Here is a 25553-nt window from a genome sequence, read left to right on the forward strand (position 1 = left end):
GTCGCGGCGCGGCCCCGGGCAGGAACGGTGCCGGACCGGCGCGGTTGTCGTCGAGAAAACCGGAGGTTCTCGATGGTCGATGTCGCGCAGATCCAGGAGCACGCCGAGGTGATCGGCTCGGATGGGGCGCATGTTGGCACGGTCGACCATGTCGACAAGGGCGAGATCAAACTGACCAAGACCGACGCCGCCGCGGGCGGCCTCCACCACTACATCCCCCTCGACTTCGTGCAGTCCGTCTCCGACGGCAGGGTGCATCTCGACCGGCCGGCCGAGGAGGTGAAGCGCGAGTGGTCGACCTCCTGAGCCGACACCCGCTTCGCGTCAGCGCCGCAGCGCGCCGAACCAAGCCGTCAGCGGTTCGACGAAGGCGGCCCAGGTCCGGGTCCAGATCGTCCCGGGTCGGCCGTCATCGGCGCGGCGGCCGGACATCAGGGCCGCCACCAGGGCATCCTCGCGGGGCCTGCACTCGTCGAGGGCATTGCGCTCGTCGCCCGCGCGGCTCTGCCCGGGCGGCTGGCGCGTGTAGGCCTCGCGCAGGCAGCGGTGCCACGCCAGCTCCAGCGCTCGCGGATCGCCCTGAGGCGCCGCTGGGGCCGATACGGCGGCAGGGGAAATCAGGACGAGTGTCGCGGACAGGCTGAGCACCGGCATGCGCATGCCTCCTCTATGCCCCATCCGGAGCCCGGCCTGATAGAACGGATCGGCAACACTGCGCGGCCTTGGTGCCGTAGCCGTCGGATCGGGCGGCCGCGACGCGGGCCCTCATCCGGCGCCGGGAAGGATTTCCGGAGAAGAAACGTCCTTATGCTACAGGCCGGGTTGGGCATCACCGGGTGCCCGAACAGACAACGTGCGCTTACGGGGCTTCGATGCCGAAATCGGATATGCAGCGGCTCGCCTGGGTGCAATTGGCGGCTTGGGCCCTGGTCGCCCTCCTCGTGGTCGTCACGCTGGTGCCGATCGGCTTCCGGCCAGTCGTGACCGCCAATCCCAGCATCGAGCGGACCGCCGCCTACGCGCTCGCGAGCTTGATCATGATGATGGCCTACCCGCGGCACTGGCTCGTGATCCTGGTCGGCAGCGTCCTCTTAGCCGGCGGCCTCGAAGCGGCGCAGACCCTGACGAGCACGCGTCACGGTCGGTTCGACGATTTCCTGGTGAAGGCCGGTGCGGCAGTGGCCGGGGCGGGCGCCGGCCTGGTGCTCAACGGTCTGGCACGCTGGCGCCAGAACAGCCCGGCGCGCGGGTGAACGTGGGCGATGCCGGGTCGGCTTCCTCATGCGTTTCCAAGCGCACTTCCAACTGCGCTTCCACGCAGAGGCGCGCGCCGGTGATCGGCGGCGCGGATAGTCGGGCGGCGGCTGCTTCGTCCGGAAACCGCCGCGCTTCGCAAGCGTTGCCTTAGGGGGCTCTCACGCGAGGTGCTGCATGTTCGGCGCGGCCAAGCTCACGGGACGGTTCTGGTTTCGCAAGACCTGGTCGGGCAAGCTGATCCTGCTTGTCGAAGAAGAGAAGCCACGCTGGTTCAGCCGCAACGGCCTGACCAAGCTTCACTGGCGCGATGCCCGCCTCCTCGACCTGGCGGAGGCGCCGATGCGCACGCTGATGACGCTGGAGCGCACCTACCGGGCGGAATTCGGGGCGGGACCGGCGCGCGTGCTGCAGGCCGTGGTTCCATCGGGGAAGCGGGGCGCCATCACCACGCCGATCGGGAACGCCGCCAACACCTGAATGTCGCCCGGGAAGGGCGCGGGCCGAGCTGGGAACAAAGCTCGGCCCGCCTGCCGTTCGGCTTCTAGGCCCCCAAGCCGGAGCGACGCCACACCAGACCACGGCGAGGTTAACACATCCTGAATCGGCCGCGGGCAGCCGTGCGCGCGCCGCCGGGTCGGACGTCGGGACACAGTGTAACGCACTTTATCCATCCGCATTGACCAATTGATCTATGTTGGTATTTGGCAGCGGATATGGTAGATAACGACGATAATCAGTTATATTCTGGCAGATAAGGACTTGACTGGCGAGAGGAGACGTCACGTTCATGGCGGACTCCCGTGTGAGAGGCGCCAATGGAAGACAACATTTCGGTCCCGCATCAGGACCAGATCGATTTCGTCGAGCTGACCGCCGATATCGTTTCCGCTTATGTGGCCAACAACTCCGTTCCCGTGCCTGATCTGCCGACGCTTCTGTCCGGCGTCCATGCTGCGCTGACCGGCCTCGGCCAGTCTACGACGCCCGCCGAGCCGGACTTCAAGAAGGCGACGCCTGCGCAGATCAAGAAATCAGTCACGCCGGACGCACTCATCAGCTTCATCGACGGCAAGCCGTACAAGACGCTGAAGCGGCATCTCACCGGGAACGGCATGACCATCGAGCAGTACCGGCAGCGCTACGGCCTCCCGCCCGACTATCCGACCACGGCCTCCAACTACTCGGCGATGCGGGCCGAGTTCGCCCGCAACGCCGGCCTGGGTCACAAGCGCCGGAGCCCGGCCGCGAAGCGCGCCGACGCATCCGAATCCGTGGCGGCCCCGGAGGCCGATGGCCGCGACGCCGCGCCGGCGAAGGCGGGCAGGGGCCGCAGGACCAAGAAGACCGAAGCGGCCGAGTGAAGATTCCGGCCCGGCGCTGACGGGGGAGGTCGGGCCGGTGTCGCGGCCGTGTCGCCGGACAGTGCTTCCCCTCGGCGGGGCGATGGGATTGCCTTTTGTGGCTGTCCTGGCCGGGGTTGTCGTGCGTGTTGTGATCGCGGTCCTCCTGCGGAGACCGGCTGCGCGCCTCGCGCGGCGGGCTGTTTCGGGTCTCGGATCCGCCGCCCGCCGGCACGTCAGGGCCCTCCCTGGGCCCGGTTTTCCGGATCTCGAGGGTCGTGGGTCTGGTCGCCAGCCATCGATAGCGCTTGCGGTTGGCGCTCACGCGCCCCGGCGGATCCCTGGCGAACCGCGGGTGCCGGGCGGTGTTCCCGGCACGCGGAACGACCCAGGCGGCCCGACCGTTGGCCCGTCATCATCGTCAGGAGCCACGCTTGAACCGGTCGATCCCCACCCTTCTCCTCGCTGCGCTCACTCTGGCCGGCGCGCCCGCGCTGGCGCAGGCACAGGCACGGGACGAGTCCGCGCCCGGCACGGCGCCGAAGGCCGAGACGGCGGGCAAGCCGGCCGCCGACACGCAGGAGCCGGGGAAGACCGCGACCGACGCCGTGACCAACCCCGCCGCCGTGCCGCCCACGGAGGGCGCGGTCGGCACCGGCAAGTCGCCGACCGCCGATACGCCGCCGAAGTCCGACCGGTAGGGTCCCTACGACAGACCCCAGCATGTCCGGGTGGGCCCGCAGGGTCCGCGGGCGAACCAAAGCGGCCGTCGCGAGTCTCCTCAGCGCGGCCGAGCCGTGGCTATGTCAGGCGAGTTGAGCGGGACCATGCGTCAAGACCGGGTCGCCCCGAGCCCCCGCGAACCCGCCTCCCGCTCGCCAGACGCCTTGCCCCGCGAAGCCGCGTCCGGCCCCTGGCCGAGGCTCCTTCGCCGTCACATATCCGGGATCGCTGCGCCCGATCCGCGGCTCTGGGGGCTGAGCCTCGCGATCATCGCAGTCGACGCCGTCTGGCTGCGCGTCGCCCATGTCTCGGTCGAGCCCGCCGGTTTCGCCCTCGCAGCCGCCCTCGTGCTCGTGCTCCTCGCCGCCGCCGCCTGCCTCAGCACGGTGAAGTCCGATCCGCCCCTGCGCGGCATGGCTCTGGCGACCGCGTTCCTGATCGTCTTCACGGTCCCGGTGGCGGTGCTGCACTTCCTCGCCGCGGGGCTCGGGCTGCCGTTCGTGGACGGCGCCCTCGTCCGCCTCGAGGCCGCTCTCGGCTTCGACTGGACGGCCTATGTGGCCTTCCTGGCGGAGCATCCCACACTGTCCTGGTGGCTGGCCCTGGCCTACCATTCCAGCGGCCCCCAGGTCGGTCTCGTGGTGATCGCCCTGAGCGCGACCCGGCGCCTCGGCCGGCTGTGGAGCTTCGTCCGCCTGTTCTCCGCGACGCTCCTATGTGTGATCGTCCTCGCCGCGCTGCTGCCGGCCCTCGGGCCCTACGCGACCTACGCGCCCCGCCGGATTCCCTCCGAGCCCCTGGAGACGGTCGGCGCGCTCTGGCACCTGGAGCCGGTGGCGCGGCTGCGCGCGGGCACGCTGGACACGCTGGCGCTCGGCGACCTCCGCGGGCTCGCCACCTTCCCGTCGTTCCACGTCTGCCTCGCGATCCTGACCGCCTGGGCGCTCGCACCCCTTCCGGTTCTCGGGCCCCTGGCGCTCCTCCTCAACGCCGCCGTGATCGTCGCCACCATCGGCGCGGGCGGCCATTACCTGCCGGACGTGCTGGCGGGGGCGCTGCTGGCGGGTGCGGCCCTGGCCGTCCGGGCGCGGGGCCGCATCCGCGCGCCGTTCGGCGATCCGGTCTGTGCGGCCCCGGCGCCCGCGACGATCGGTCCGGCGGACGCCTGAAGGCACCGCGGCGGACTCGGGAACTGTGCCGCGAACGGCGTCGCGAACCGCGCCGCGTCCGGGTGATTACCCAGACAGCGGAGGTGCGCGCGACGATGGCCCAGAGCCGATGGACGACCCGCGACATACCCAGTCAGGCCGGACGGCTCGCACTCGTCACCGGCGCGACGAGCGGGCTCGGCTACGAGGCCGCGTTCGCCCTGGCCAGGGCCGGAGCCGAGGTCGTCCTCGCCGCCCGGGACGAGGCCAAGGCCGAGCGCGCCAGGGTCTCGATCCGGCGCCAGTGCCCGGACGCGCGGATCGCGATCCAGGCGCTGGACACCGCCCGCCTCGCCAGCGTGCGGGCCTTCGGCGACCGGTGGCGCTCCGAGGAACGGCCGATCGACATCCTCCTGCTCAATGCCGGCATCGCCGCCGTGCCGCGCCGGGAGGAGACGGAGGACGGCTTCGAGCGCCAGCTCGGCACCAACTACCTGGGCCATTTCGCCCTGGCGGGCCTGCTCCTGCCCTTCGTCCGGCGCGAGGCCGCGTCCCGGGTCGTCCCGGTGGCCAGCCTCGCGCACCGTTCCGGCCGGATCCACTTCGACGACTTGCAGCTCCAGCGCTCCTACGGTCCGCAGCGCGCCTATCGGCAGTCGAAGCTCGCCATGCTGATGTTCGGCCTTGAGCTCGACCGGCGCATGAAGGCCGCCGGCGTGCCGATCCGCGCGATCCCGGCCCATCCCGGTGCGGCCCGCACCGACGTGTTCCGGCGCGGCGACCGGGCCGGCCCGGTCCAGCGGCTCGCGGGCCACCTGATCTTCTCGGTGATCGGCCAGTCCGCCGCGCAGGGGGCGCTGCCGCTGCTCTACGCCGCCACGGCCCCGGAGGCGGAGGGCGGCGCCTATTACGGCCCGGACGGGATCTGGGAACTCCAGGGCCACCCGGCGCGCTCCGACATCGCCGCGCATGCCCGGGACAGGGCCGTCGCGCAGCGGCTCTGGTCCGTGTCGGAGGACCTGACCGGAATCGCCTGCACCGTCTGATCAGACCTCCGGGCCGCCATCCGGGCCGCGGCCCGGCTTGCTCGTCCGCATCCTCCTCCATAGATCCCCGCGATGACGGCACTTTCTTTCGACAACAGCTACGCCCGCCTGCCGGAGCGCTTCTTCGCCCGCCATGTGCCGACCCCGGTGGCGGCGCCCCGCCTGATCCGGCTGAACCGCGCCCTCGCGGAGGAGCTCGGCCTCGATCCGGACTGGCTCGCGGGGCCGGAGGGCGTGGCGGCGCTGGGCGGGAACGGCGTCCCCGAGGGGGCCGAGCCCCTCGCCGCCGCCTATACCGGGCACCAGTTCGGCCAGTTCGTGCCGCAGCTCGGCGACGGCCGCGCACTCCTCCTCGGCGAGGTCGTCGACCGGAACGGGCGCCGCCGCGACATCCAGCTGAAGGGCTCGGGGCCGACGCCGTTCTCCCGGCGCGGCGACGGCCGCGCGGCGCTCGGGCCGGTGCTGCGCGAGTACCTCGTCAGCGAGGCGATGGCGGCGCTCGGCATCCCGACCACCCGGGCGCTCGCCGCCGTGGCGACGGGCGAGCCCGTGGTGCGCGAGACGCTGCTGCCCGGTGCGGTGCTGACCCGCGTCGCCGCCAGCCACATCCGGGTCGGCACCTTCCAGTTCTTCGCGGCCCGGGGTGACGTCGAGGGTCTGCGGGCGCTCGCCGATCACGTGGCGGCCCGGCACTATCCGGAGGCCGCGCGGGCCCCGAACCCCTACCGGGCGCTGCTGGAGGCGGTGGTGGCCGCGCAGGCCGAGCTAGTGGCGCGCTGGCTGCTCGTCGGCTTCGTCCACGGGGTGATGAACACCGACAACATGTCGGTGGCCGGCGAGACGATCGATTACGGGCCCTGCGCCTTCCTCGACGCCTACGATCCCCGAACGGTCTACAGCTCCATCGACCGCAACGGCCGCTACGCCTACGGGGAGCAGCCACGCATCGCGCTCTGGAACCTGACCCGCCTGGCGGAGACCCTGCTGCCGCTGCTCGCGTCCGACGAGACCGCTGCGGTCGCCGAGGCCGAAGCGGCGCTCGCCGGCTACGCGCCGCGCTTCGAGGCCGCCTATCACGGCGGCCTCGCCCGCAAGATCGGCCTGTCCGAGCCGCGTGATGGCGACGCCGCCCTGGCGGGCGACCTCCTGAAGCGGATGGCCGAGAACCAGGCCGACTTCACGCTGGCGTTCCGCAAGCTATGCGCCGCCGCGGAGCGGTCGGAGGCGGACGGAGCGGTGCGCGACCTGTTCGTCGATCCCACCGCGTACGACGACTGGGCCGGGCGCTGGCGCGCGCGGCTGTCGCAAGCCGACCCGGCCGCGACGGCGGCCGCGATGCGGGCGGTCAACCCCGCCTTCATCCCGCGCAATCACCGCGTCGAGGCGATGATCGAGGCGGCCGTCGAGCGCGGCGACTTCGGGCCGTTCGAGGAAATGCTGGCCGTGCTGTCGAGTCCCTACGCGGATCAGCCCGGTCACGCCCGCTACGCAGAGGCGCCCGCGGGCGGCGGTGTCGGCTACCGGACGTTCTGCGGCACCTGATGCCCGCCCGGCGCCTCGACCGCCGCCGGGTGCCCTCAGGGTTGGGGCCAGGTGTAGATCTCGTGCACGGTGCCGGCGGACCGGAACCAATGGACCCTGGTCGCCGGGTTGAATCCGTGGTCGCGGTAGGAGCTGGCGATTCCCGACACGAGGGCCGCCGCCTCGGCGAAATCCGGGATGTCGTAGGCCAAGAGCTGCGGCGCCGTTCCGTCCGCTCCGGCGAGATCGCGTACGAGGATCGAATATGACATATCCGTCACGTCCAACGAGATGAATACTGATGTTACATCATATGTCATTTCAATCGCTGTCGTTCATCTCTGATGAATATCAAGGTTAATCGATTTTAATCGAATTTCGACGATTTGTTTGAATGTCTGGTAGGCCGGGCCGCCGTCGACAGATCGCGCTCGGACCACGGCCCCCGTCCTTTCCGGCGCCGGCCCGAGGTCAGGCGGGTCGCGGGGCGCTTCGGCCGAGAGACGCCATCCCCCGATGCCGGATGCCTGTTCGGTCACGGCTCCGGAGCGGCCAACACGGCGACCATGCTATCGATCCGTGCGGCCGCGGCCTGCGCGCGCACAGGAGATCCCGGGACGATGGTGAAGCGGATCCTCGCGGGCCTCGTCGCGCTGTGGCTCGCCGTGCCCTGCGCCTGGGCAGGCGGCGTCGTGGTCGCCTCCAAGATCGACACGGAGGGCGGCGTCCTCGGGTCCATCATCCTCCAGGCTTTGCGGGCGAACGGCATTCCGACGGTCGACAGGATCCAGCTCGGCGCCACCGCGATCGTGCGCCAGGCGCTGATCGAGGGCCAGATCGACATCTACCCGGAATACACCGGCAACGCGGCCTTCTTCTTCGGCCAGCAGGCCCTGCCGGTCTGGAGGGATCCGGCGGCGGCCTACGAGACCGCCAGAACCCTGGACCGGAAGGCCAACGATCTCGTCTGGCTGGCGCCGGCCTCGGCCAACAACACCTGGGCAATCGCGGTGCGCGCCGACATCGCCGCGGCCAACGGCCTGAAGACCATGACCGATCTCGGCCGCTACGTGGCCGGTGGCGGGCCGATCAAGCTCGCGGCATCCTCGGAATTCGTGGCCGCGCCGGCCGCCCTGCCGGCCTTCGGCAGGACCTACGGCTTCGCGCTCAGGCCGGATCAGCTCGTCATCCTGGCGGGCGGGGACACCGCCGCCACGATTGCGGCGGCGGCGCGCGGCACCTCCGGGACCAGCGCCGCCATGGTGTTCGGGACCGACGGCAGCCTCTCGGCCGCCAAGCTCGTGGTGATGGACGACGATCGGAGCGTCCAGCCGGTCTACCAGCCCGCCCCGGTGGTCCGGGGGACGATCCTCAGGGCGCATCCGGAGATCGCGACCATTCTCGACCCGATCTTCCGCAGGCTCGATCTGGCGACGCTGCGGGACCTCAACGGCCGCGTGCAGCTCGCCGGCGAGCCGGCCTCCTCCGTCGCGGCGGATTTCCTCAGGCGCAACGGCTTCGTGCCCTAGGTGTGGACGGGGACGGCGCGCTCCGCGCGGGCGGCCGTGATCGGAGCGTGGGGATGGACGGAACCTCTGTGACGTGGAAGCGCCCGGATCCGGGCGGACCCCTGCTGGGCCTGTTCCGGCCCGGCCTCGATCCGCTGGGCTCGGTCTTCGCGGTCGTGATCGGCCTGAGCGTCCTGGTTCTGCCCTTCGTGACGGCCCGGCCGAACCGGATCGCGGCGGGGACGTCCCTGATGCCGTGGACCGCCCTACCGTCCGGCCAGGCCCTCGCCTTCGGCATCCTCCTCGCGTTCGCCGCACCGTTGCTCGCCCTGCGGATCGACCCGCGCCTGCGCGCCGCGGCCGGTGGCGTCGCGCTCCTGATGCTTGGCCTCGCGGCCGGCTGGGCGGCCGATCACCTGACCGCGCCCGGCGACCGCTACGGCCGGGTCTCGCCGGATGCGGGCTGGTGGCTCGGCTTCGCGTGTGCCGGCCTCGCCCTGGGCGACGGGCTGGCGCGCCAGCGGCCGGGGCCGGTGATCCGGATCGCGCTGCTGGCGGCCGCTTCGCTCCTGGCGGGGCTCGCCCTGCGCTCCGGGTTCTGGGACCAGCTCTCGGTCCTGCGGGAGTACGCGAGCCGCTCCGACACGTTCGGCCGCGAGGTCCGGACCCATGCCGGCCTCGCCCTGTCGTCGGTGGCAGCCGCCGCAGCGTTCGGCATTCCCGCCGCCATCGTGGCGCGGCCGGTCCCGGCGCTGCGCACCGCGCTGCTCGCGGTCCTCAACGTCGTGCAGACCATCCCGTCCATGGCGCTGTTCGGGATGCTGATCGCCCCGCTGGCCTGGATCGGCCGGACGATCCCGGGAGCGGGCGATCTCGGCATCGCGGGGATCGGCCTCGCGCCGGCCTTCCTGGCCCTGTTCGCCTACGCGCTCCTGCCGGTGGCCGCCGCCACCGTGGCCGGCCTCGATGCCGTGCCCGGGCCGGTGAGCGACGCGGCCCGGGGCGTCGGCATGACCGGGCGGCAACGCCTCCTCCAGGTGGAGCTGCCGCTCGCCCGCCCGGCGATCCTCACCGGGATCCGAATCGTGCTCGTGCAGAACATCGGCCTGGCGGTGATCGCGGGTCTCGTCGGCGGCGGCGGGCTCGGCGTTTTCGTCTTCCAGGGCGTCAGCCAGAACGCGGGCGACCTCGTCCTGCTCGGGGCTCTCCCGACGGTCGCCATGGCGGGCGCGGCCGCGATCCTGCTCGACGCCGTCATCGATCTCGCCCGCCCGCGGGGGAGGGGCCGTGATCGAGCTCGCGCAGGTCAGCCGCACCTTCGGCGCCCGCACGGTGGTCGCGGAGGTCAGTCTCCGGGTCGAGGCCGGCGCGATCCTGGCGGTGGTCGGCACCTCGGGATCGGGCAAGACGACCCTGCTGCGGATGATCAACCGCCTCGTCGAGCCCAGCGCCGGCATCGTCCGCGTGGCCGGCCGCGACGTCCGGACCGTCCCGCCGCACGTCCTGCGGCGGGGGATCGGCTACGCCATCCAGGGGCACGGGCTCTTCCCACACCGCACCGTCGCGGAGAATATCGGCACCGTCCCGCGCCTGCTCGGCTGGGACCGCGGGCGGATCGCCGCGCGGGTGGACGAACTGCTGGGCCTGTTCCGCCTTGAGCCGGCGCTCTACCGGGACCGCCTGCCGGGGGCGCTCTCGGGCGGCGAGCAGCAGCGGATCGGCGTCGCCCGCGCGCTGGCGGCCGAACCGCCGATCCTGCTGATGGACGAGCCCTTCGGCGCCCTCGACCCGATCATCCGCGGCCGGGCCCAGGAGGATCTGCTGGCGCTCCAGCGGCGCTTCCGCACCACCATCGTGCTGGTGACCCACGACATGAACGAGGCCCTGCGCCTCGGCGACCGGATCGCCGTCATGGATGCGGGGCGCCTCGTGCAGGAGGCCAGCCCCGCGGCGCTGATCGGCGCGCCCGCGACCCCGTTCGTCGGGGCGCTCCTCGGCGGCGGAGACCGGGCGTTCCAGCTCATGGGCCTGCGCGCGGTGGACGCTCTCGTCGAGCCCGGCGCGGCACCGGGTGCGCCGATCCCGGCCGGGACCTCGGTGCGCGCGGCGCTGGCCGAGAGCCTCTGGTCGCGGCGCGATGCCCTTCCGGTCAGTCGGGACGGCGTGGTCCTGGGCCGGGTCACCCGCGCGGCCCTCGAAGCGCAGGGTGCCGGGCCGTGAGGTGGGGGCCGGTCCTCCTGAAGCTCGCGCTCCTCGTCCTGCTCGGCGCCTTCCTGATCGCGCCGGAGGCCTTCGCGGGTCTGTTCCGGCCCTTCGCCCCCGGCGACACCCCGCCGATCTACGTGCAGACGCCGCTCCTGACGCTGGCGATCAACCATCTCCTGCTGGTCGCGGCCGCCACCGCGGCGGCCAGCCTCCTCGGCGTGGGCTTCGCCGTCGTGGCGACCCGCCCCGCCGGGCGCGACGTCCTGCCCTTCGCCCGGGCGGTGGCCAATCTCGGCCAGACCTTCCCGCCGGTGGCGGTCCTGGCTCTGGCGGTGCCGGTCGTAGGGTTCGGCACCGTCCCGACCCTGATCGCGCTCATCCTGTATGGGCTGCTGCCCGTCTTCGAGACGGCGCTGACCGGCCTCGGCGGCCTCGATCCGGCGCTGATGGAGGCAGCCCGCGGCACCGGCATGACTGATCGCCAGCGGCTCGTCGCGGTGGAGTTGCCCCTCGCCCTTCCGATGATCCTCTCCGGGATCCGGGTTTCGGCCGTCTTCGGCCTCGCGACCGCCACCCTGGGCTCGACCGTGGCGGCCAGCACGCTGGGCGAGGCCATCGTCTCCGGCCTGCTCACCGGAAACACAGCCTACGTCCTGCAGGGCGGCCTGACCGTTGCGGCAATGGCGATCCTGATCGATGCGGGCTTTCAGAACCTGCAGCTCAGGGCCGCGCGACGGGCTGGATTTCCTTCCTAGAATCGGCTAGCTGTCGGGCAGGATCGTACGCGCGGTCCTGGGGCGTGGAATCCCCTGTCTGATGGTTGGGGCCGACCAGAACGGCACCGCATCCTTGACCATACGGTCGGGGAGCCTGCGGCGTATGTCCAGGCGTCCCGGCGCTAAAGGTCGCAGGGACCGTTCAGACACGGTTTTCCAACTCCCCGACTCGGGATGGTCGAAGGCTTGTTTGCGGGGGCGTACCGCAGACCAGCGCCAGCCGGGGGAATGGGCCGTGGGTTCCAGCGATCCCGAACTGCGGATGCGCCAGCTCGCCGAGCTGCGTGCGGCCTATGACGCCAGTTCCGGCCTGCCGGACGATCACACCGGCCGGGGTGCCGCCTGGCACTCGAAGGCCCTGCTGGAGCACATCCTCCTCGTCCTGGGCGGATTGCGAAACGACGCGGGCGGGTCGGGCACCCCGGGCAAGGCGGGGCCGGAGGCTTGAGCAGACTTGCATCGGCAAGCCAACGCGTCATCCGCTGAGATCCTGGATCGGTCGCAGTTGCTCGTCGCGGAACCGGTGCCCCTCGCGAAACCTGCTCCGGCATATCGTGGCCGGACGTGGCTCGGCGAGACGAGCGGTCCACCTCGGCGTAATGAGCCCTGGCCATGACACCTGTCGATCGAGCCCGGCTTGAGAAATGTCTCGCTCTGGCCGAACACGGCGCCACGGCGGGCGAGCGTGAGGCCGGCCTCGCCGCCGCCGCCCGCATCGCCGCCGGCGCCGGCCTGACGCTCGCCGCGGCGGCCCGCGCAATCCGGCCGCCGCGGGTCGCGTCCTCGGCGTCCCGGCCGGCCCCGCGGCGGACCTACGCCTGGGCCGAGCCCAAGCCGGAGATCGAGCCCGTCACGGTCGAGGAACTCCAGCGCCAGAAGGCGCAGACCGAGGCGTGGCGCAAGCGGGCGGCGGCGGCTGACGCGCGTCGGCGCAGGCGTGAGCGCGCGGAGCAGGACGCCTACGCGGCCGAGCAGCGGGCCAAGCAGGCCGAGCGTGATCGGGACTGGGCACGGGCCCGCGCCGGCCTTGTCGTCGGGGCCACCGACGACGTCTGAGGAGGTTTCGCAAAAGGGGCCGCCAACCTCGCGACGAAAGCCGGCACCCGACCAGGAATCCACGCGGATGGCGGGTCGGCTGGTCCAAGCTCCAGGATAGGATCCGCAGGACGGTGTTCGGACGGATCCCATCCAAACCCCGCATCCTGAGGTGGCTGACCGTGCATCGTGCGGCTGCCGATGAAGATCCGCTCAGGATGCCCGGCGCTTCCGGCGGTGTGTCGCGCCGTGCGGGTGCTGTCCGCGGTGCGGCGTGTGAAGCCGAGGCGACGGCGCGGGCGGTGCTGGCATGGCGGCGGGCGGTGTTGGCGTGGCGGCGGGCGGTGCCGGCGCGACGCCGTCATGGGCGGCGATGACCCGGCGCGCCTCCTCAATGCTCATGTCGCACGCGCTGGTCATGCCCTGCAGGGCACCCAGGGCGCGATTGTATTCGGGCAGGTTGGCGCAGCCAGGAATGCCCCATGCCCAGGCCGCAGACGGAGCATGTCCGAGTGTCGCCAGCACGATCACGGCGAGAGCCTTCCGTGGCACGGCCTGTCCTCCCCTGAGCCGGGGCCCGGTTCCACGGGCCGCACGCAGGGATAATGCCGTTGTCCCCGCGAAGGCTTCGCGCGGACCGAGGACCTGTCGCCGCTCCCGCGCCGCCGGAGGCGAACGGGGACGCAGCGGCACGGAGCCGCCGGATCCGCTTCCCGGAGCCGGATGGAGACCCAAGCCTGTCGGGTCCTGCACCGCGCGCGGCACCGTGCCGTCAGGCGGCTTCGAGCAGGAAGTTGGCGCGCCGGAACAACAGCTCGCGCCGATAGAAGTAGATGCCGCCCTCGCGCATGGCCTCATGCGCCCGGTCGATGTCGAAGCCGAAAGGCCGGTCCCGCGACGTGTCGATGCAGCTCACATAGGTCCACCGGACGCCGTCGATCATCGACGGGATCGGCTGGTCCTGACGGACAGCGCAGAACTGCTGTTCGTCCGAAGCCTTGGCGAAGATGTAGAACGTCTTCCGCGCGCACATCCGAACCTCCAGAACAATCCGGGGTGTATCCGCAACGCAACGGTCAAGCTATAATACGATTCGGGCCGAATGGTCAAGCTTCTGCCATGTTTCCGCCACGGATGTGGCAAACCGAGCGCCCGGATGGCCCGCGGCCCGGCGGGGGCGGCGGGTCACTCCGCGGCCTCCTGGAGCGGCTTGCCCTTGTCGACGACGTAGACCGACAGGATCTTCAGGGTCCTGTCGCCGGCGACCGTGTAACCGGCATGGGGCACCCCGCGCCGGTTGATGCCGTGCTCGCCCGCCGGGCGCTCCTTGGCTTGCTGGCCCGGGACCTGGGCCAGCGCGCCCTCGAGCACGTAGTAGGCCTCCTCCCCGTTGTGGAAATGCCGCCGCGATGTGGCGCCCGGCGGGATCTCGACGAGCTGCATGACGATCTCCCGGGTTTCGTCGCCGGAGACCGGCGCGCGGCCGAGTTCGGTCCGCTTGACCTCCTGGGCCGTGGCCGCGCCGGCGAGGAGGAGGGTGCCGGCGGTCCAGAGGCAGGTGCAGAGACAGATGGAAAGGCGGGCGTGGGCGATCGTGGGGCGGCGGTCCATGGCATCCTCCATTTCGGGCAGCATGGCACGGTCCCGCCGGGTCGAGAACGACCGGATCTGCGCCCGCGGTTACAGGTCCCGGAGAAGGCTCGCGGGCCGCCCTTCGCGCCCGCCGGCCTGCCGCTACAGGCAGCCGACACGCCTCAAGGCTCCGATCAGCTTCCGGCCGACGCGGTATCCGTTCAGCGACTCGGCGCCGAGGATGCGGACCGTCTCGACGCCGTCGGTCCGATCGTAGAGGAACAGGTGGAAGTTCTGTTCGGTCCGGTCTGGAGCGGCCGCGCTGACCTGCCCGCAATACGCGACCCCCTGGCCGGCCTCGGCCGGGATCGGCCGCACCTTCCGGAAGCGGACGAGCCACGCCTCCGGGAAGGCGGCGGCGACCTTGGCGCGCATCTCCGATTCCACCGAGGCCTCGAAGCCCGGAAGGTCCGGGCCGATCAGCCCGAGGGCATCCTGTCCGCGGCCGGCGGCCGGGACGAGCAGGGCCGCCGTCGGTCCCGCGAGCGCCGCGAGGATCAGCCTCTTCACGACGTCGAACCCGCCGCCGGAAGGGAGCGCCCGTCGATCCCCGCGGACACCGGGACGGCTTCACTCTCGACGGGTCGTTGGCTCATCCAGTCCTGAGCAGGATTCGAGCGACGGATGACGTACATTGGACCACGAAGACGGGTTCGGCAAAGCCGAAACGTCTGTCGGGCAATGCGTCGGGCCGCCGCTGTAAACCGCAGGCGTCCGGCCTCGCCCGGCGAACGGAGTCTCATCGCCGCGGAGCGTGGTAATCGTGCACTGGGGCTGCAGTACCGGCTTATGATAGCACAAGATATACGGATCGGGGACGACGGCCCTTCAGGCGGCACGATGATCGACAGCAGTTTACATCTGAGACAGGCTCTGTTCGCTGCCGGCGTTGTCGGCATGTGGTACTGGCAGATCGCCGACAACGGTGTCGTGCTGGATCACGGTTCGGCGGAGCTATTGACCGGCAATGCCGATCTTGCCGGTCAAGTCTTGGATCTGGATACCTCGTTCGCCTGCCTGCACCCGGACGACCGGGAGCGGGTCCTGGCGCAGGTCGATGAGCATGAGCGGCGCGGCGGAACGAACGTGATGGCGTATCGGGTCCGCTCGCCGGAGGGGCGCGTCCGGACGCTGCTGGACCGCGGGCAGGTTGTCGAAGGCCCCAACGGCGCGCGCACCGGCTACGGCGTCCTCCTCGACATCACGGACCGGCTGCCCCCGGGCACCAGCGCACTCGCGGATGTCGCGGATCGCTGCCTCGGGTTGCGGGACGTCCTGCTGCGGCACGGCACGCCGAAAATGCAGCTGCTGCTCGATCTGCTGTTGCTCGAGATCGGCATTGAACTTGCCGGCCCGGGTGCGGACGCGAACGCCGCGCGCTTGCAGTAGCGGGCCTTCGCGTGCGCGCCTCACCGCCCATGAGGCGGCAGGGGCGCGGTTCCGAACCGCGCCGATGAGATCGGCGACTCCAAGGTGCGGCGGTCGACGGCGACGACGCCCTGAGCCACGACCAGGATCGGCTCCTGACGCTCGACGATCACCTGCGGCGCGCAGGCGGCGTCGAAGGCCACGAGGTCGGCCCGCAGGCCGGGCGCCAGAATGCCCGGGCCGAGCCCCAGGACTTCCGCCGGCACGGCGGTGATCGGGTCGAGGAGCGCCGTCAGGTCCGCGTCGCTCCGGAGATCGAACCGGTAGGCGGCGAGCTGGGCCCGCGCGACCATGCTGGTGACCGAGGACGGGTTCCAGCAATCGCGGACGTTGTCGGTGCCGAAGCAGACCGCCACGCCGAGGTCCCGAAGACGCGGGATCGGTGGGCAGCGGCGCCCGCCCGGCACGCTGCTGAGGATCGCGACGCCCGCCCGGTTCAGGGCCTCGGCGGTCCGGCCGAGCCGCCGGTCGTCGGCGTCCGCGAGGGCGAAGGCGTGGCTGACGGTGACCCGCCCGCCGAGCCCGGCGGCGCGCGTGCGGGCCACGATCGCGTCGATCTCGTCGAGGCCGGCCTCCCCCGCGTCGTGCAGGTGGATGTCGATCCCGCGCCCGTGGCGCTCGGCCAGGGCGAAGACGGTGTCGAGCGGCCCGTCGCGATCCCCGTCGATGCCCACCGGATCGAGGCCGCCGACGAGGTCGGCCCCCATCCGCAGGGCTTCGTCGAGGTACGCCGCCACCGGCGGGCAGCGGAGGATTCCGCTCTGCGGGAAGGCGACGATCTGGATCTGCATCCGGTCCGACCAGCGCGCGCGCAGCGCGAGGATCTGCGCGAGATGATCGAGCCCGGTCACGTCGTCGATGTCGACATGGGTCCGCAGGCTCGTGGTTCCGCCGCGGATCATGCGGTCGAGGAGCGCCTCGGCACCCTGGCGGGCGAGGGGTGTGCGCGCGGCCCGGCGGAAGGCCTTCTCGTCCTCGATGATCGCCCGGACGGATCCCTGCGCCCGGTGCGGCCGCCAGTCCAGGCCGAGCATGCACTTGTCGAGGTGGATATGCCCATCCGACAGGCCCGGCAGCACCAGGGCCCCGGCGAGGTCGATGGTGCAGCCCGCGGGCGGCGCGGGCGCGTCGGCGTCGCGCAGTGCCGCCACGCGCCCGGCCGCGACGTCGATGGCGATGGTGCCGCCGTCGGCGGTGGTGGCGTTGGCCAGGCACAGGTCGCACGGAGCGTCTGGCATCGAATCGGATCCCGGCATCACGCTGATCCTCCCCTCGCGGGCGCCGCGGCTGTCAGAACGGGAAGGCATGGTTGATCAGCACGACCGCCTTGCGGATCTGATCCGTGTCCGCGATCTGCCGGACGATGAAGTGGGCCACGTCGGCCCGCGCGATCAGCCCGTTGCGCCACGCGGACGGCACGTCGAGCACGCGGTAGCGGCCGGTCGCTCCCCCTCCGGTCAGCACGCCGGGCCGGACGAGCGTCCAGTCCAGGCTGCTCCGGCGGATGCGCATCTCCTGAGCGTCCTTGTCGTCGTAGGCGCGGCCGAACACCAGCCGGAACGGCAGGCGCTGCAGCAGCCCGATGGCGTCGCGGCTGTCGCCCGCGCCGAAGCCCGTGACCGCGATCAGGCGCCGGACCCCGGCCTTCTCCATGGCGGGAACGAGGAGGTTCGTCGCGTCGGAGAACAGGCGGACCGGGGCGAGCAGGTCGCGGCCGGGAACGCCCAGGGCCTGGACCACGACATCCACGCCGTCGAGGGCGGCCGCGATGTCGGGCGCGTTCAAGGCATCACCGGGAAACCGCTCCACGCTCGGCGCGGACACGGAGATCGCGTTCGCCGAGCGGGCGAAGGCGCGCACGCGATGGCCCGCGGCCGAGGCTGCCTTGACCGTCTCCAGGCCGATGCCCTGGCTGGCTCCGATGACGAGGATATGGGCCATGAGGTGATCCTTTCTCGGTACCGGCAGCAGAGCGCAGGATGCGGGCCGGCGCCATGTGGCCGCTTGCCCTGGTGGCCGCTTGCCCTGGTGGCCGCCCGGAGTCATCGACACGGGCGCGGTGCCGGTGAGCAAGGTCATGGCCCGAATGGAGGCCGACGCGACCAACGCCGCATGGTGGCGGATCACCGTTCCGTGCCAACGTCCTCTGGAGACCCGGTCGCCGGGCGAGTGGTGGGCGCCCCCGGACGAGGTGTTCCACCGCGACTGGAGCGGCCGTCTCCGTACCGAAACACAGCCCGCTGGGAGCGAGACATGGCAGATCTATCCGGGAAGACGGTCCTGATCACGGCGGCCGCGCAGGGCATCGGGCGCGCGAGCGCCCTCGCCTTCGCGCGCGCCGGAGCCCAGGTCCACGCCACCGACATCAACGCGGCGGCGCTCGGCGAGCTGCGGGCCGACGGCGTCAGGACCGCGATCCTCGATGTGCGCGATGCCGGCGCGGTCGCCGCCCTGGTCGAGGGGATCGGACCGGTGGACGTGCTGTTCAACTGCGCCGGCGTGGTCCACGGCGGGACCATCCTGGAGATGCCCGACGCCGATCTCGACTTCGCCCTCGACCTCAACGTCAAGGCGATGATCCGCACGATCCGCGCCGTGCTGCCCGGCATGATCGAGCGGCGGGACGGCGCCATCATCAACATGGCCTCGGTGGCATCCTCGGTGAAGGGCGTGCCGAACCGCTTCGCCTACGGCCTCACCAAGGCGGCGGTGATCGGGCTGACCAAGGCGGTGGCGGCCGATTACGTCGCCGACAACGTCCGCTGCAACGCGATCTGTCCGGGCACCGTGGAGAGCCCGTCGCTGCAGGAGCGCATCCGGGCGCAGGGCGATTACGAGCAGACCCGCGCGGCCTTCATCGCCCGGCAGCCGATCGGGCGGCTGGGCACGCCGGAGGAGATTGCCGACCTCGCCGTCTACCTGGCCGGGGCGACCTACACGACCGGTCAGGCCGTCGCCATCGACGGCGGCTGGACGATCTGAGCCAGGGCCGTCCGTCCGGCAGAGGTCCGGCACCACTCCGGTGATCTTCGCGGTGCTCGGAACGCCGGCGTCCGAGGCCGGAAGCCGGCGCGCGGGGCGACCAGTCTCCACCCGGGCGGGCCTCAGAAGCGTGCCACGAGGCCGACGCCGCCGATCATCAGGGCGCCACCGAGGACGCGCCACAGGCCTGCCGGGTGTTCCTTGAAGCCCACCAGGCCGAAATGGTCGAGGAGGATCGAGGTGACGACGCCGGCGGTGACGATCAGCCCGAGGAACGTGGCCGCTCCGATCGCCTTCGAGATGTAGAGCTGCGCCGCCGTGATGGCGGCACACATCAGGCCGCCCAGCCACGCCCACCAGGGCACCTCTGCGAGGCGGTCCGCGGTCGGCAGGCCGAACTGTCCCGACACGATCATGATCACCGCGAGGGTCGCGATGCTGACGAGGAGGCTCACCACGCCGGCCAGGAGCGGCCGCGCGAGGGACTTGGCGAGGCCCGCGTTCTGTCCGGGTTCGACCGCGCTCGCGAGGCCCGCCAGCAGAGCGACGCCGTAGAGGAAGATCATGGTCGCATCCCGATGGGTGGGTATGGAATCGGCGGCGTGACCGGTCAGAACACCGCCACGAGGGCGACGCCCGCGATCATCAGGGCACCCCCGACGACCCGCCACCGGCTGGCGGGATGACGCTCGAAGCCGACGAGACCGAAATGGTCGAGGGCGATCGAGCCGATCACGCCCGCCGTGATGACGCAGCCCAGGAAGGGTGCGGCACCGACCTTTTCCGAGACGTAGAGCTGCGCCAGGACGACACCGGCGCCCAGGATGCCGCCGGGCCAGGCCCACCAGGGGACCGGAGTGGCTTCGCCGGCTCTCGCCGCGCCGCGCCACCGGAGGATGGCCATGGCGCCGAAAATGCAGGCCATCGCCAGCGCGAAGCAGAACAGTCCGGCCAGCATCGGCTGCCCGGTGACCTTGGCGAGGGTCGCGTTCTGACCCGGCTCGACGGCGTTGGCGATGCCGGCGAGCAGGGCGAGACCGTAGAGATACCATTTGGACAAGGCGGGGGATCCCGGCGGAGAAGAGGCCGCGCCGGGCCCGGCCCGACGCGGATGGTCTGCTGCCAAACCCACCGTAACGCCGGACGACTGCATCACGTCGAGGGCATGACCCGGGACAGATCGACTCAGGGCGCGGTCCGGCCGGGCGCGGGCGCCGGCTGCCGGGTCATCGGGCGCTGGGGCGTCGGGAAAGTTTCCGCGCCTCGGGGCGTTTGCCTCCGTAACCCGAGTGGATGATGGACGCCCGCAGCCCGACGACGCATCCGACGGGCCACGCCCGTCAGGCGGAACTGACGTTGCGGGGTGTCGCGCTCGGCGCGGCCATCACGGTCGTGTTCATGGCGGCCAACCTCTACATGGGCCTGAAGACCGGGATGACGTTCTCATCGTCGATTCCGGCCGCGATGATCTCCATGGGCGCGTTCCGCCTGATGGGCGGCGCCGGCATCCTCGAGAACAACATCGTGCAGACGCAGGCCTCGGCCGCCGGCACGCTCTGCAACGTCATCCTGGCGCTGCCGGGCCTGATTCTCATCGGACACTGGCACGGCTTCCCGTTCTGGCAGACCACGGCCGTCTGCATGCTCGGCGGCCTGCTCGGCGTCGCCTTCTCGATCCCGCTCCGCCGTGCCCTCGTTTCCGGCAGCGACCTGCCCTACCCGGAGGGCGTCGCCGCCGCCGAGGTGCTCAAGACGGGCCAGGAGGAGGAGGGTGGCCAGGGCCTGCGCGACCTGCTCGGGGCCGCCGCGGTCGCCGGAACGATCGGGCTCGCCACCAGCGGGTTGCGGATCCTGGGCGACGGCATGCACGGCGCCGTCAGCCTCGGCGGTGCGGTCTTCCGCACCGGAACCGGCTTCTCGCTGGCGCTTGTCGGCGTCGGCTACCTCGTGGGCATCGGTGCCTGCCTCGCGCTGCTCACCGGCGTCGTGATCGCCTGGGGGATCGCGGTCCCGCTGCTCACCGCCCTCGCGCCCGAGGCCGGGACGTCCGCGGAGGCGGTCGCCGAGGCGGTCTGGTCCGGGCAGGTGCGCCTGATGGGCGCCGGCATCATCGCGGTGGGCGGGCTGTGGACGGTCGGATCGCTGGCGCGCCCGATCCTCGGGAGCATCCGCGCGGCCCTCTCGGGAAGCGGCGGCCTCGGCGAGGACCAGCCCCGCGAGGAGCGCGACCTGCCGATCCTCTGGGTCGCCGCCGCGACGCTCGCCCTGTGCGTGCCGCTCGCCGTCCTGTTCGGGTTCTTCGAGAAGCCGGCCGAACTCGGCAACCTGACAATCGTGCTGGCGGTCGCCGCGACCCTTCTCACGGTGCTGTTCGGATTCCTGATGGCGGCGGCCTGCGGCTACCTCGCGGGTCTCCTCGGCTCCTCGTCGAGCCCGATCTCGGGGATCGGGATCCTGACCACGATGGCGACCGCGCTGCTCCTGCCGTTCATCCTCGGGCATTCCGCCGGGCCGGAAGGCGACCGGTTCGTCACCGGCATGGCGCTGCTGCTGACCGCCGTCATCATCACCACGTCGTCGATCGCCAACGACAACCTGCAGGATTTGAAGACCGGTCAGGTCCTCGGCGCCACGCCCTGGCACCAGCAGGTCGCGCTCATCATCGGCGTGGCCGTGGGCGCCGTGGTGATCGCCCCGCTCCTGTCGCTGCTCTACGAGGCCTACGGCTTCGTCGGCGCGCCGGCGCGCGACGGGCAGGATCCGGGCAGCGCCATGCCGGCGCCCCAGGCCGCGCTGATGACCCAGATCGCGAACGGCATCACCCACAGCGAGCTGCCCTGGCGCATGGTCCTGATCGGCGCCGGGCTCGGCGTGGTGCTGGTGGCCGCGGAGTCGTGGCTGAAGCGGCGCAAGCTCACCTTCCCAGCGCTGACGGTCGGCATCGGCATGTACCTGCCGCTCTCGGTGGAGATGACGATCGCCATCGGGGGCGTGCTCGGCTGGATCGCCGAGCGCCGGCTGCGTGCCCGGCTCGGCGGCACGGACCACAAGAGCGACGGCGGGACGGCCGACAAAGCGGTCGGGGCCGCCCGCCGCCGTGGCGTGCTCCTCGCCTCCGGTTTCCTCGTCGGGGAGAGCTGCGTCGGCGTGCTGCTCGCCGGGACCGACCTCCTGGCGGGGCACAGCTCGGCGATCGCGATCGTCGGGAAGGATTTCGCGACCTATGCGACGTGGCTCGGCCTCGCGGTCTTCCTGGCGAGCCTCGCCGTCTACCTGCGGCTGGTCTCGACGCCGGCCGCGGCGCCGCGAGAATCCTGACGGATCCGCCGGGTCAGCGGGCGGTTGCCCCTTGTGAGGCCGTCGTCTCCGCGGGCGCAGCGAAGCGATCCGGCGATCCCCGCGCCCATCATCGGCGCGCTGTGCCGGGTCGCCTCGCTGCGCGCGATGACGGGGATGGACGCCGATGAGACCCGAGCACCGGTCACCCCGGCCATCCCCCGAGATGGAGTTGCGCATGGCAGCGGCTGAACCCCGAGGGCGCGTCTTCCCGCTGAGCGCCGGCATCCTGTTCGGGCTCGGGCTCGGCGGCTTCTTCGACGGGATCGTGCTTCACCAGATGCTGCAATGGCACCACATGCTGAGCAGCTGGTACCCGATCGACTCGATGGCGAATCTTGAGCTGAACACGCTCTGGGACGGCATCTTCCACAGCGCGACCTACGTCTTCGTCGTCCTGGGACTGTTCCTCCTCTGGCGCACGGCACACCGGTCGCACCTCTACTGGTCCAACAAGCTCCTGGCCGGGTCGCTCCTGATCGGCTGGGGCCTGTTCAACCTCGTCGAGGGCGTGATCGATCACGAGATCCTCGGCGTGCACCACGTCAACGAGCAGATGCCGCGGACGCAGTGGCTCTACTGGGATGTCGGTTTCCTGATCTGGGGCGGGGCCATGCTGGCCGCGGGCCTGGGCCTCGTGCAGGTCGGCCGCGCGGAGGAGGCGTCGGTGGCGCGGATGCCGGCATGAGCGCCGTCGGCACCGCCCTCCGGCCGGCGCTGCCCTGGCTGGTCCTGGCGGCCGGCCTGATCCTCGCCACCGTGCCCGCCTGGCGCCCACTCGTCTTCGGGTCCGCGCTCACGATCGAGGACCTTCTCAGCCTGCGCTGCCTGCCGCGCTGACGCGCAGGCCCGCTCAGATGTCGTCCGACGCCGCGCCGAGCAGGGTCCGCACGAACCGGCGGGTCCGCGGATCGCCCGGCCGGGCGAACAGGTCTGCGGCCGGTCCCTGCTCGACGATCGTGCCGCCCTCCAGGAACACCACCGTGTCGGCGACGCGTCGCGCGAGCCGCAGGTCGTGCGTCGCCATCAGCATGGTCATGCCCCCGACCGCGAGGCCGGCGAGCACGTCGACCACCTCGGCGGCGAGTTCCGGATCGAGGGCCGAGGTCGGCTCGTCGCACAGAAGCAGGCGCGGGGAGGGGGCGAGCGCGCGGGCGATCGCGACGCGCTGCTGCTGGCCGCCCGACAGGCTGGCGGGCCAGTCCGCGGCCCGGTGGGCGAGGCCGACCCGATCCAGCAGCTCCAGGGCCCGGACCCGCGCCCGGGGCGGCGGCCATTTGGCGACGGTGACGAGCCCCTCCGTGACGTTCTCCAGCACGGTGCGATGGGGGAAAAGCTGGAAGTTCTGGAACACCATGCCGGTCTGGCGGCGGACGGCGAGCACCGCCCGCCGGGCGGGCGGCCTGTCGGACCGGAAGGCGATGCGGATGTCGCCGAGGGTCAGCGTTCCGGCCTGTGGGATCTCGAGGAGGTTCGCGCAGCGCAGGAGCGTCGACTTGCCCGAGCCCGAGGGGCCGATCAGGGCGGTGACGCGTCCCTCCGGGATGCCGAGATCGACGCCGCGCAGGACGGGGACGGCCCCGAAGCGCTTCTCGATGGCCGACAGGGCGATCACGCGCGCGCCTCCAGGTAGCCGCCGTAGCGCCCGAGGCGCTGCTCCAGGAGGGCCTGCAGCCAGGACAGGAGCGTGGACAGGACGAGGTAGATCAGGGCAGCCTCGATGTAGAGGATCAGGGGCTCGTAGGTGACGGCGACGATGCGCTGGGCCGCCTGGAACAGCTCCGGAACCGTGATGGCGGCAGCCAGCGAGGTGTCCTTCACGAGGGCGATGAAGGAGTTGGAGAGCGACGGCACCGCCACCCGTGCCGCCTGCGGCAGGATCGTGCGGCGCATGGCCTGAACCGGGTTCATGCCGACCGCGTAGGCGGCCTCCCACTGGCCCTTCGGGATCGACGCGATGGCGGCGCGGACGATCTCCGACGCGTAGGCGCCGACATTGAGCGTGAAGCCGATCACGGCGGCCGGGAAGGCGTCGATCAGGATGCCGGCGCTCGGCAGGCCGTAGAAGATCACGAAGAGCTGCACGAGGAGCGGGGTGCCCCGGAAGATCCAGACGTAGAGCCGGGCCAGGGCCGCCAGCGGACGGGGTGCGAACAGGCGCACGAGGGCGGTCGCGAGGCCGAGGGCCAACCCCAGCGCGAAGGCGATGAGCGTCAGGGGTACCGTGAAGCGCAGGCCGGCCGCGAGCAGCGGCCCGAGCGACTGGAGCATGAGGTCGAGCCAGTGCGGCACGGGGCGGCGTCTCCTTCCGGGCGATCGAGTCTACGGGCTACACGGGTTCGGCGGCCGGACCGAGTTCCGCCCCGCGCAGGATGGGGCGCAGGCCGCCTCTCCCGTGCAGGCTACGATGTTCACATCGTGCTGGCCGCGACGCGCTCTCCTCCTCCTTGTGGGGAGGCGTTGGAGGTGGGGGTGGTGCCGGATAGGTCGTTCCGGCGCCTCCTGCACCACCCCCACCCCCGGGCTCCTTCCCATGGGGGGAGGGGAACGGCGTTTTCCAATCAGGATGTTGGCGCTGGATTGAGACGTGTGACGACGCGAGCCCGAACGGGCGAGGGCGCGCGTCGCGCTCCGCCATCGGCGGCGGCCCGGACCAGGGTCGCCTCGGGCGACCGGGGCCCCTCGGAACGAGCCGGGCTATTTCGAGACGTCGCTGCCGAAGTATTTCTGGGCGATCGCCGCATAGCTGCCGTCGGCCTTGATCGCCTCCAGCGCCCTGTCGATGGCGGCCTTCAGCGCCGGGTTGTTCTTGCGCAGGATGATCCCTGACGCGTCCGCGTCGGCCTGCTCCGCGGCGATCTTCACGGGGGCATTCGGCTTCTTCTTGTGGAAGTCGAGAAACGACAGGTTGTCGTTGACGGTCGCGTCCGCCCGCCCGGTGATGACCAGCTGGACCGACTGGTCGAAGCCGTCCGTGCCGACGAGTTCGGCCCCGGATTGCTCGGCGAGGCGCGCGAAGTTGCTGGTCAGGCTCTGGGCGGCCTTCTTGCCCTTCAGGTCGGCGAAGGACGTGATGTCGGCCCGGTCGGCCCGGGTGATCAGCACGGCCCGCGCCCGGATGTAGGGCTCGGAGAAGTCGAACTTCGCCTGGCGCTCCTTGGTGATGCCCACTTGGTTGATCACCACGTCGTAGCGCTTGCCGTCGAGTCCGGCGATCAGGCCGTCCCACTTGCCCTCGAGGAATTGCGGGGTGACGCCGAGCTGCTCGGCGACCTTGCGGCCGATCTCCACGTCGAAGCCGACGAGCTGCCCGGAGGCGTCGTGAAACGTGAAGGGCGCGTAGGTGCCCTCGGTGCCGATCCGCAGGGTCCTGGCGGCGCGGATCGCGTCGAGGTCGTCGGCCCGTGCGGGCGCGCCGAGGAGGAGCGCCGCGAGGGCGACCGTCGCGGCGCGGCGGATGGAGAAGAAACGCATTTCAAAAGACTCCGAAACGATAACGCCGTTCTCGTGCGGCCTCCGCGCGCGATCTCGGCTGTCGAGATGCAAAGTGAGAGCGGGCTCGGCAGTATAGAAACGGCGGAGATCTTGTCGACTAGCTTGGGCATTCCGGACCGGG

The 25553-nt window shown here is 71.5% G+C and carries 31 protein-coding genes and 1 pseudogene; 20 read left to right on the top strand and 12 right to left on the bottom strand.

Annotated features, from left to right (window positions below; genetic code table 11):
* Positions 1–72: 72 nt before the first annotated feature.
* Positions 73–306: a DUF2171 domain-containing protein gene (locus MMSR116_RS28250; protein ID WP_010684242.1), complete on the top strand. Its 234-nt coding sequence runs from the start codon at positions 73–75 to the stop codon at positions 304–306.
* Positions 307–324: 18 nt separating this feature from the next.
* Here MMSR116_RS28250 and MMSR116_RS28255 read toward each other — a convergent pair whose 3' ends face one another.
* Entirely contained in the window at positions 325–654 is a 330-nt protein-coding gene (locus MMSR116_RS28255; protein ID WP_010684243.1) for a hypothetical protein, read from the bottom strand.
* 218 nt (positions 655–872) lie between these two features.
* Between MMSR116_RS28255 and MMSR116_RS28260 the strand changes: the two genes are divergently transcribed.
* From MMSR116_RS28260 to MMSR116_RS28290, 7 genes are all read left to right on the top strand, one after another.
* Positions 873–1253, top strand: coding sequence for a hypothetical protein (locus tag MMSR116_RS28260; protein ID WP_244625553.1), 381 nt, complete (start codon positions 873–875; stop codon positions 1251–1253).
* A 178-nt stretch (positions 1254–1431) separates the two neighbouring features.
* Positions 1432–1734, top strand: coding sequence for a hypothetical protein (locus MMSR116_RS28265; protein ID WP_010684245.1), 303 nt, complete (start codon positions 1432–1434; stop codon positions 1732–1734).
* Between the two features lie 338 nt (positions 1735–2072).
* On the top strand, positions 2073–2618 hold the full coding sequence (locus tag MMSR116_RS28270) for a MucR family transcriptional regulator (RefSeq protein WP_010684246.1): 546 nt from the start codon (positions 2073–2075) through the stop codon (positions 2616–2618).
* Positions 2619–3031: 413 nt separating this feature from the next.
* Entirely contained in the window at positions 3032–3298 is a 267-nt protein-coding gene (locus MMSR116_RS28275) for a hypothetical protein (protein ID WP_010684247.1), read from the top strand.
* Positions 3299–3424: 126 nt separating this feature from the next.
* Positions 3425–4489, top strand: a complete 1065-nt coding sequence (locus tag MMSR116_RS28280; protein WP_010684248.1) for a phosphatase PAP2 family protein — start codon at positions 3425–3427, stop codon at positions 4487–4489.
* A gap of 95 nt (positions 4490–4584) precedes the next feature.
* The gene (locus tag MMSR116_RS28285; protein ID WP_010684249.1) at positions 4585–5514 is read left to right on the top strand and encodes an oxidoreductase; all 930 of its coding nucleotides are present in this window, start codon (positions 4585–4587) and stop codon (positions 5512–5514) included.
* 72 nt (positions 5515–5586) lie between these two features.
* A complete protein-coding gene (locus MMSR116_RS28290; RefSeq protein WP_010684250.1) occupies positions 5587–7056 on the top strand; it encodes a protein adenylyltransferase SelO in 1470 nt (489 codons plus the stop codon).
* Between the two features lie 35 nt (positions 7057–7091).
* Here the strand turns inward: MMSR116_RS28290 and MMSR116_RS28295 are convergent, their stop codons facing one another.
* Positions 7092–7307, bottom strand: coding sequence for a hypothetical protein (locus MMSR116_RS28295; protein WP_010684251.1), 216 nt, complete (start codon positions 7305–7307; stop codon positions 7092–7094).
* Between the two features lie 348 nt (positions 7308–7655).
* Here MMSR116_RS28295 and osmF point away from each other — a divergent pair, with 348 nt between their 5' ends.
* The 6 genes and pseudogenes from osmF (at position 7656) to MMSR116_RS28325 (ending at position 12580) form a co-directional block, all read left to right on the top strand.
* On the top strand, positions 7656–8564 hold the full coding sequence (osmF, locus tag MMSR116_RS28300; protein ID WP_010684252.1) for a glycine betaine ABC transporter substrate-binding protein OsmF: 909 nt from the start codon (positions 7656–7658) through the stop codon (positions 8562–8564).
* A gap of 53 nt (positions 8565–8617) precedes the next feature.
* Positions 8618–9829 (top strand): annotated as a pseudogene (locus MMSR116_RS28305) (ABC transporter permease); the annotation flags it as partial.
* A gap of 1 nt (position 9830) precedes the next feature.
* Complete coding sequence (locus tag MMSR116_RS28310) at positions 9831–10763, top strand: ABC transporter ATP-binding protein (RefSeq protein WP_010684254.1); 933 nt, start codon at positions 9831–9833, stop codon at positions 10761–10763.
* Complete coding sequence (locus MMSR116_RS28315) at positions 10760–11503, top strand: ABC transporter permease (RefSeq protein WP_010684255.1); 744 nt, start codon at positions 10760–10762, stop codon at positions 11501–11503. Before MMSR116_RS28310 ends, MMSR116_RS28315 begins: the two co-directional genes overlap by 4 nt.
* A 256-nt stretch (positions 11504–11759) precedes the next feature.
* A complete protein-coding gene (locus MMSR116_RS28320; protein ID WP_039893338.1) occupies positions 11760–11972 on the top strand; it encodes a hypothetical protein in 213 nt (70 codons plus the stop codon).
* A 164-nt stretch (positions 11973–12136) separates the two neighbouring features.
* The gene (locus MMSR116_RS28325) at positions 12137–12580 is read left to right on the top strand and encodes a hypothetical protein (RefSeq protein WP_010684257.1); all 444 of its coding nucleotides are present in this window, start codon (positions 12137–12139) and stop codon (positions 12578–12580) included.
* A 751-nt stretch (positions 12581–13331) separates the two neighbouring features.
* Here the strand turns inward: MMSR116_RS28325 and MMSR116_RS28330 are convergent.
* The 3 genes from MMSR116_RS28330 to MMSR116_RS28340 all read right to left on the bottom strand — a co-directional run bounded on the left by MMSR116_RS28330 (position 13332) and on the right by MMSR116_RS28340 (position 14701).
* The gene (locus tag MMSR116_RS28330; protein ID WP_010684259.1) at positions 13332–13592 is read right to left on the bottom strand and encodes a hypothetical protein; all 261 of its coding nucleotides are present in this window, start codon (positions 13590–13592) and stop codon (positions 13332–13334) included.
* A 152-nt stretch (positions 13593–13744) separates the two neighbouring features.
* Entirely contained in the window at positions 13745–14194 is a 450-nt protein-coding gene (locus MMSR116_RS28335; protein ID WP_010684260.1) for a cupin domain-containing protein, read from the bottom strand.
* A 99-nt stretch (positions 14195–14293) separates the two neighbouring features.
* Positions 14294–14701 (bottom strand): hypothetical protein, encoded by a 408-nt coding sequence (locus tag MMSR116_RS28340; protein WP_010684261.1) that lies wholly within the window; start codon positions 14699–14701, stop codon positions 14294–14296.
* A gap of 330 nt (positions 14702–15031) precedes the next feature.
* Between MMSR116_RS28340 and MMSR116_RS28345 the strand changes: the two genes are divergently transcribed.
* Complete coding sequence (locus tag MMSR116_RS28345; protein ID WP_158169204.1) at positions 15032–15580, top strand: PAS domain-containing protein; 549 nt, start codon at positions 15032–15034, stop codon at positions 15578–15580.
* Positions 15581–15600: 20 nt separating this feature from the next.
* Here the strand turns inward: MMSR116_RS28345 and MMSR116_RS28350 are convergent, their stop codons facing one another.
* Both MMSR116_RS28350 and MMSR116_RS28355 read right to left on the bottom strand, forming a co-directional pair.
* Positions 15601–16857, bottom strand: a complete 1257-nt coding sequence (locus MMSR116_RS28350) for an amidohydrolase (protein ID WP_106428266.1) — start codon at positions 16855–16857, stop codon at positions 15601–15603.
* Between the two features lie 52 nt (positions 16858–16909).
* Positions 16910–17560, bottom strand: a complete 651-nt coding sequence (locus tag MMSR116_RS28355) for an NAD(P)-dependent oxidoreductase (RefSeq protein WP_010684264.1) — start codon at positions 17558–17560, stop codon at positions 16910–16912.
* A 136-nt stretch (positions 17561–17696) separates the two neighbouring features.
* On the opposite strand from MMSR116_RS28355, the gene MMSR116_RS28360 reads away from it, so the two are divergent.
* Positions 17697–17903: an L-rhamnose mutarotase gene (locus MMSR116_RS28360; RefSeq protein WP_083920237.1), complete on the top strand. Its 207-nt coding sequence runs from the start codon at positions 17697–17699 to the stop codon at positions 17901–17903.
* Positions 17873–18601, top strand: a complete 729-nt coding sequence (locus MMSR116_RS28365; RefSeq protein ID WP_010684265.1) for an SDR family oxidoreductase — start codon at positions 17873–17875, stop codon at positions 18599–18601. Before MMSR116_RS28360 ends, MMSR116_RS28365 begins: the two co-directional genes overlap by 31 nt.
* A 122-nt stretch (positions 18602–18723) precedes the next feature.
* On the opposite strand, the gene MMSR116_RS28370 is transcribed toward MMSR116_RS28365, so the two are convergent.
* Both MMSR116_RS28370 and MMSR116_RS28375 read right to left on the bottom strand, forming a co-directional pair.
* The gene (locus MMSR116_RS28370) at positions 18724–19167 is read right to left on the bottom strand and encodes a DMT family transporter (protein ID WP_010684266.1); all 444 of its coding nucleotides are present in this window, start codon (positions 19165–19167) and stop codon (positions 18724–18726) included.
* A 44-nt stretch (positions 19168–19211) separates the two neighbouring features.
* Entirely contained in the window at positions 19212–19661 is a 450-nt protein-coding gene (locus tag MMSR116_RS28375; protein WP_010684267.1) for a DMT family transporter, read from the bottom strand.
* 236 nt (positions 19662–19897) lie between these two features.
* On the opposite strand from MMSR116_RS28375, the gene MMSR116_RS28380 reads away from it, so the two are divergent.
* The 3 genes from MMSR116_RS28380 (at position 19898) to MMSR116_RS31515 (ending at position 22777) form a co-directional block, all read left to right on the top strand.
* On the top strand, positions 19898–21919 hold the full coding sequence (locus tag MMSR116_RS28380) for an OPT family oligopeptide transporter (RefSeq protein WP_039893340.1): 2022 nt from the start codon (positions 19898–19900) through the stop codon (positions 21917–21919).
* Between the two features lie 196 nt (positions 21920–22115).
* A complete protein-coding gene (locus tag MMSR116_RS28385) occupies positions 22116–22625 on the top strand; it encodes a DUF2243 domain-containing protein (RefSeq protein WP_010684269.1) in 510 nt (169 codons plus the stop codon).
* A complete protein-coding gene (locus MMSR116_RS31515) occupies positions 22622–22777 on the top strand; it encodes a hypothetical protein (protein ID WP_010684270.1) in 156 nt (51 codons plus the stop codon). Before MMSR116_RS28385 ends, MMSR116_RS31515 begins: the two co-directional genes overlap by 4 nt.
* Positions 22778–22790: 13 nt before the next feature.
* Here the strand turns inward: MMSR116_RS31515 and MMSR116_RS28390 are convergent, their stop codons facing one another.
* From MMSR116_RS28390 to MMSR116_RS28400, 3 genes are all read right to left on the bottom strand, one after another.
* The gene (locus MMSR116_RS28390; RefSeq protein ID WP_010684271.1) at positions 22791–23552 is read right to left on the bottom strand and encodes an amino acid ABC transporter ATP-binding protein; all 762 of its coding nucleotides are present in this window, start codon (positions 23550–23552) and stop codon (positions 22791–22793) included.
* The gene (locus MMSR116_RS28395) at positions 23549–24229 is read right to left on the bottom strand and encodes an amino acid ABC transporter permease (RefSeq protein ID WP_010684272.1); all 681 of its coding nucleotides are present in this window, start codon (positions 24227–24229) and stop codon (positions 23549–23551) included. Before MMSR116_RS28395 ends, MMSR116_RS28390 begins: the two co-directional genes overlap by 4 nt.
* A 405-nt stretch (positions 24230–24634) precedes the next feature.
* The gene (locus MMSR116_RS28400) at positions 24635–25411 is read right to left on the bottom strand and encodes an amino acid ABC transporter substrate-binding protein (protein ID WP_039893341.1); all 777 of its coding nucleotides are present in this window, start codon (positions 25409–25411) and stop codon (positions 24635–24637) included.
* Between the last annotated feature and the right edge of the window lie 142 nt (positions 25412–25553).

This window comes from Methylobacterium mesophilicum SR1.6/6, from assembly GCF_000364445.2.
GTDB classification, from domain to species: domain Bacteria; phylum Pseudomonadota; class Alphaproteobacteria; order Rhizobiales; family Beijerinckiaceae; genus Methylobacterium; species Methylobacterium mesophilicum_A.

What these genes read in the sequence shown, in the direction of transcription:
- MMSR116_RS28250 (WP_010684242.1), top strand. Translation starts at nt 73, where the DNA reads ATGGTCGATGTCGCGCAGATCCAGGAGCACGCCGAGGTGATCGGCTCG.
- MMSR116_RS28255 (WP_010684243.1), bottom strand. Translation starts at nt 654, where the DNA reads ATGCCGGTGCTCAGCCTGTCCGCGACACTCGTCCTGATTTCCCCTGCC.
- MMSR116_RS28260 (WP_244625553.1), top strand. Translation starts at nt 873, where the DNA reads ATGCCGAAATCGGATATGCAGCGGCTCGCCTGGGTGCAATTGGCGGCT.
- MMSR116_RS28265 (WP_010684245.1), top strand. Translation starts at nt 1,432, where the DNA reads ATGTTCGGCGCGGCCAAGCTCACGGGACGGTTCTGGTTTCGCAAGACC.
- MMSR116_RS28270 (WP_010684246.1), top strand. Translation starts at nt 2,073, where the DNA reads ATGGAAGACAACATTTCGGTCCCGCATCAGGACCAGATCGATTTCGTC.
- MMSR116_RS28280 (WP_010684248.1), top strand. Translation starts at nt 3,425, where the DNA reads ATGCGTCAAGACCGGGTCGCCCCGAGCCCCCGCGAACCCGCCTCCCGC.
- MMSR116_RS28285 (WP_010684249.1), top strand. Translation starts at nt 4,585, where the DNA reads ATGGCCCAGAGCCGATGGACGACCCGCGACATACCCAGTCAGGCCGGA.
- MMSR116_RS28290 (WP_010684250.1), top strand. Translation starts at nt 5,587, where the DNA reads ATGACGGCACTTTCTTTCGACAACAGCTACGCCCGCCTGCCGGAGCGC.
- MMSR116_RS28295 (WP_010684251.1), bottom strand. Translation starts at nt 7,307, where the DNA reads ATGTCATATTCGATCCTCGTACGCGATCTCGCCGGAGCGGACGGAACG.
- osmF (WP_010684252.1), top strand. Translation starts at nt 7,656, where the DNA reads ATGGTGAAGCGGATCCTCGCGGGCCTCGTCGCGCTGTGGCTCGCCGTG.
- MMSR116_RS28325 (WP_010684257.1), top strand. Translation starts at nt 12,137, where the DNA reads ATGACACCTGTCGATCGAGCCCGGCTTGAGAAATGTCTCGCTCTGGCC.
- MMSR116_RS28330 (WP_010684259.1), bottom strand. Translation starts at nt 13,592, where the DNA reads ATGTGCGCGCGGAAGACGTTCTACATCTTCGCCAAGGCTTCGGACGAA.
- MMSR116_RS28335 (WP_010684260.1), bottom strand. Translation starts at nt 14,194, where the DNA reads ATGCTGCCCGAAATGGAGGATGCCATGGACCGCCGCCCCACGATCGCC.
- MMSR116_RS28345 (WP_158169204.1), top strand. Translation starts at nt 15,032, where the DNA reads ATGATCGACAGCAGTTTACATCTGAGACAGGCTCTGTTCGCTGCCGGC.
- MMSR116_RS28350 (WP_106428266.1), bottom strand. Translation starts at nt 16,857, where the DNA reads ATGCCAGACGCTCCGTGCGACCTGTGCCTGGCCAACGCCACCACCGCC.
- MMSR116_RS28355 (WP_010684264.1), bottom strand. Translation starts at nt 17,560, where the DNA reads ATGGCCCATATCCTCGTCATCGGAGCCAGCCAGGGCATCGGCCTGGAG.
- MMSR116_RS28360 (WP_083920237.1), top strand. Translation starts at nt 17,697, where the DNA reads ATGGCCCGAATGGAGGCCGACGCGACCAACGCCGCATGGTGGCGGATC.
- MMSR116_RS28365 (WP_010684265.1), top strand. Translation starts at nt 17,873, where the DNA reads ATGGCAGATCTATCCGGGAAGACGGTCCTGATCACGGCGGCCGCGCAG.
- MMSR116_RS28370 (WP_010684266.1), bottom strand. Translation starts at nt 19,167, where the DNA reads ATGATCTTCCTCTACGGCGTCGCTCTGCTGGCGGGCCTCGCGAGCGCG.
- MMSR116_RS28380 (WP_039893340.1), top strand. Translation starts at nt 19,898, where the DNA reads ATGGACGCCCGCAGCCCGACGACGCATCCGACGGGCCACGCCCGTCAG.
- MMSR116_RS28385 (WP_010684269.1), top strand. Translation starts at nt 22,116, where the DNA reads ATGGCAGCGGCTGAACCCCGAGGGCGCGTCTTCCCGCTGAGCGCCGGC.
- MMSR116_RS31515 (WP_010684270.1), top strand. Translation starts at nt 22,622, where the DNA reads ATGAGCGCCGTCGGCACCGCCCTCCGGCCGGCGCTGCCCTGGCTGGTC.
- MMSR116_RS28400 (WP_039893341.1), bottom strand. Translation starts at nt 25,411, where the DNA reads ATGCGTTTCTTCTCCATCCGCCGCGCCGCGACGGTCGCCCTCGCGGCG.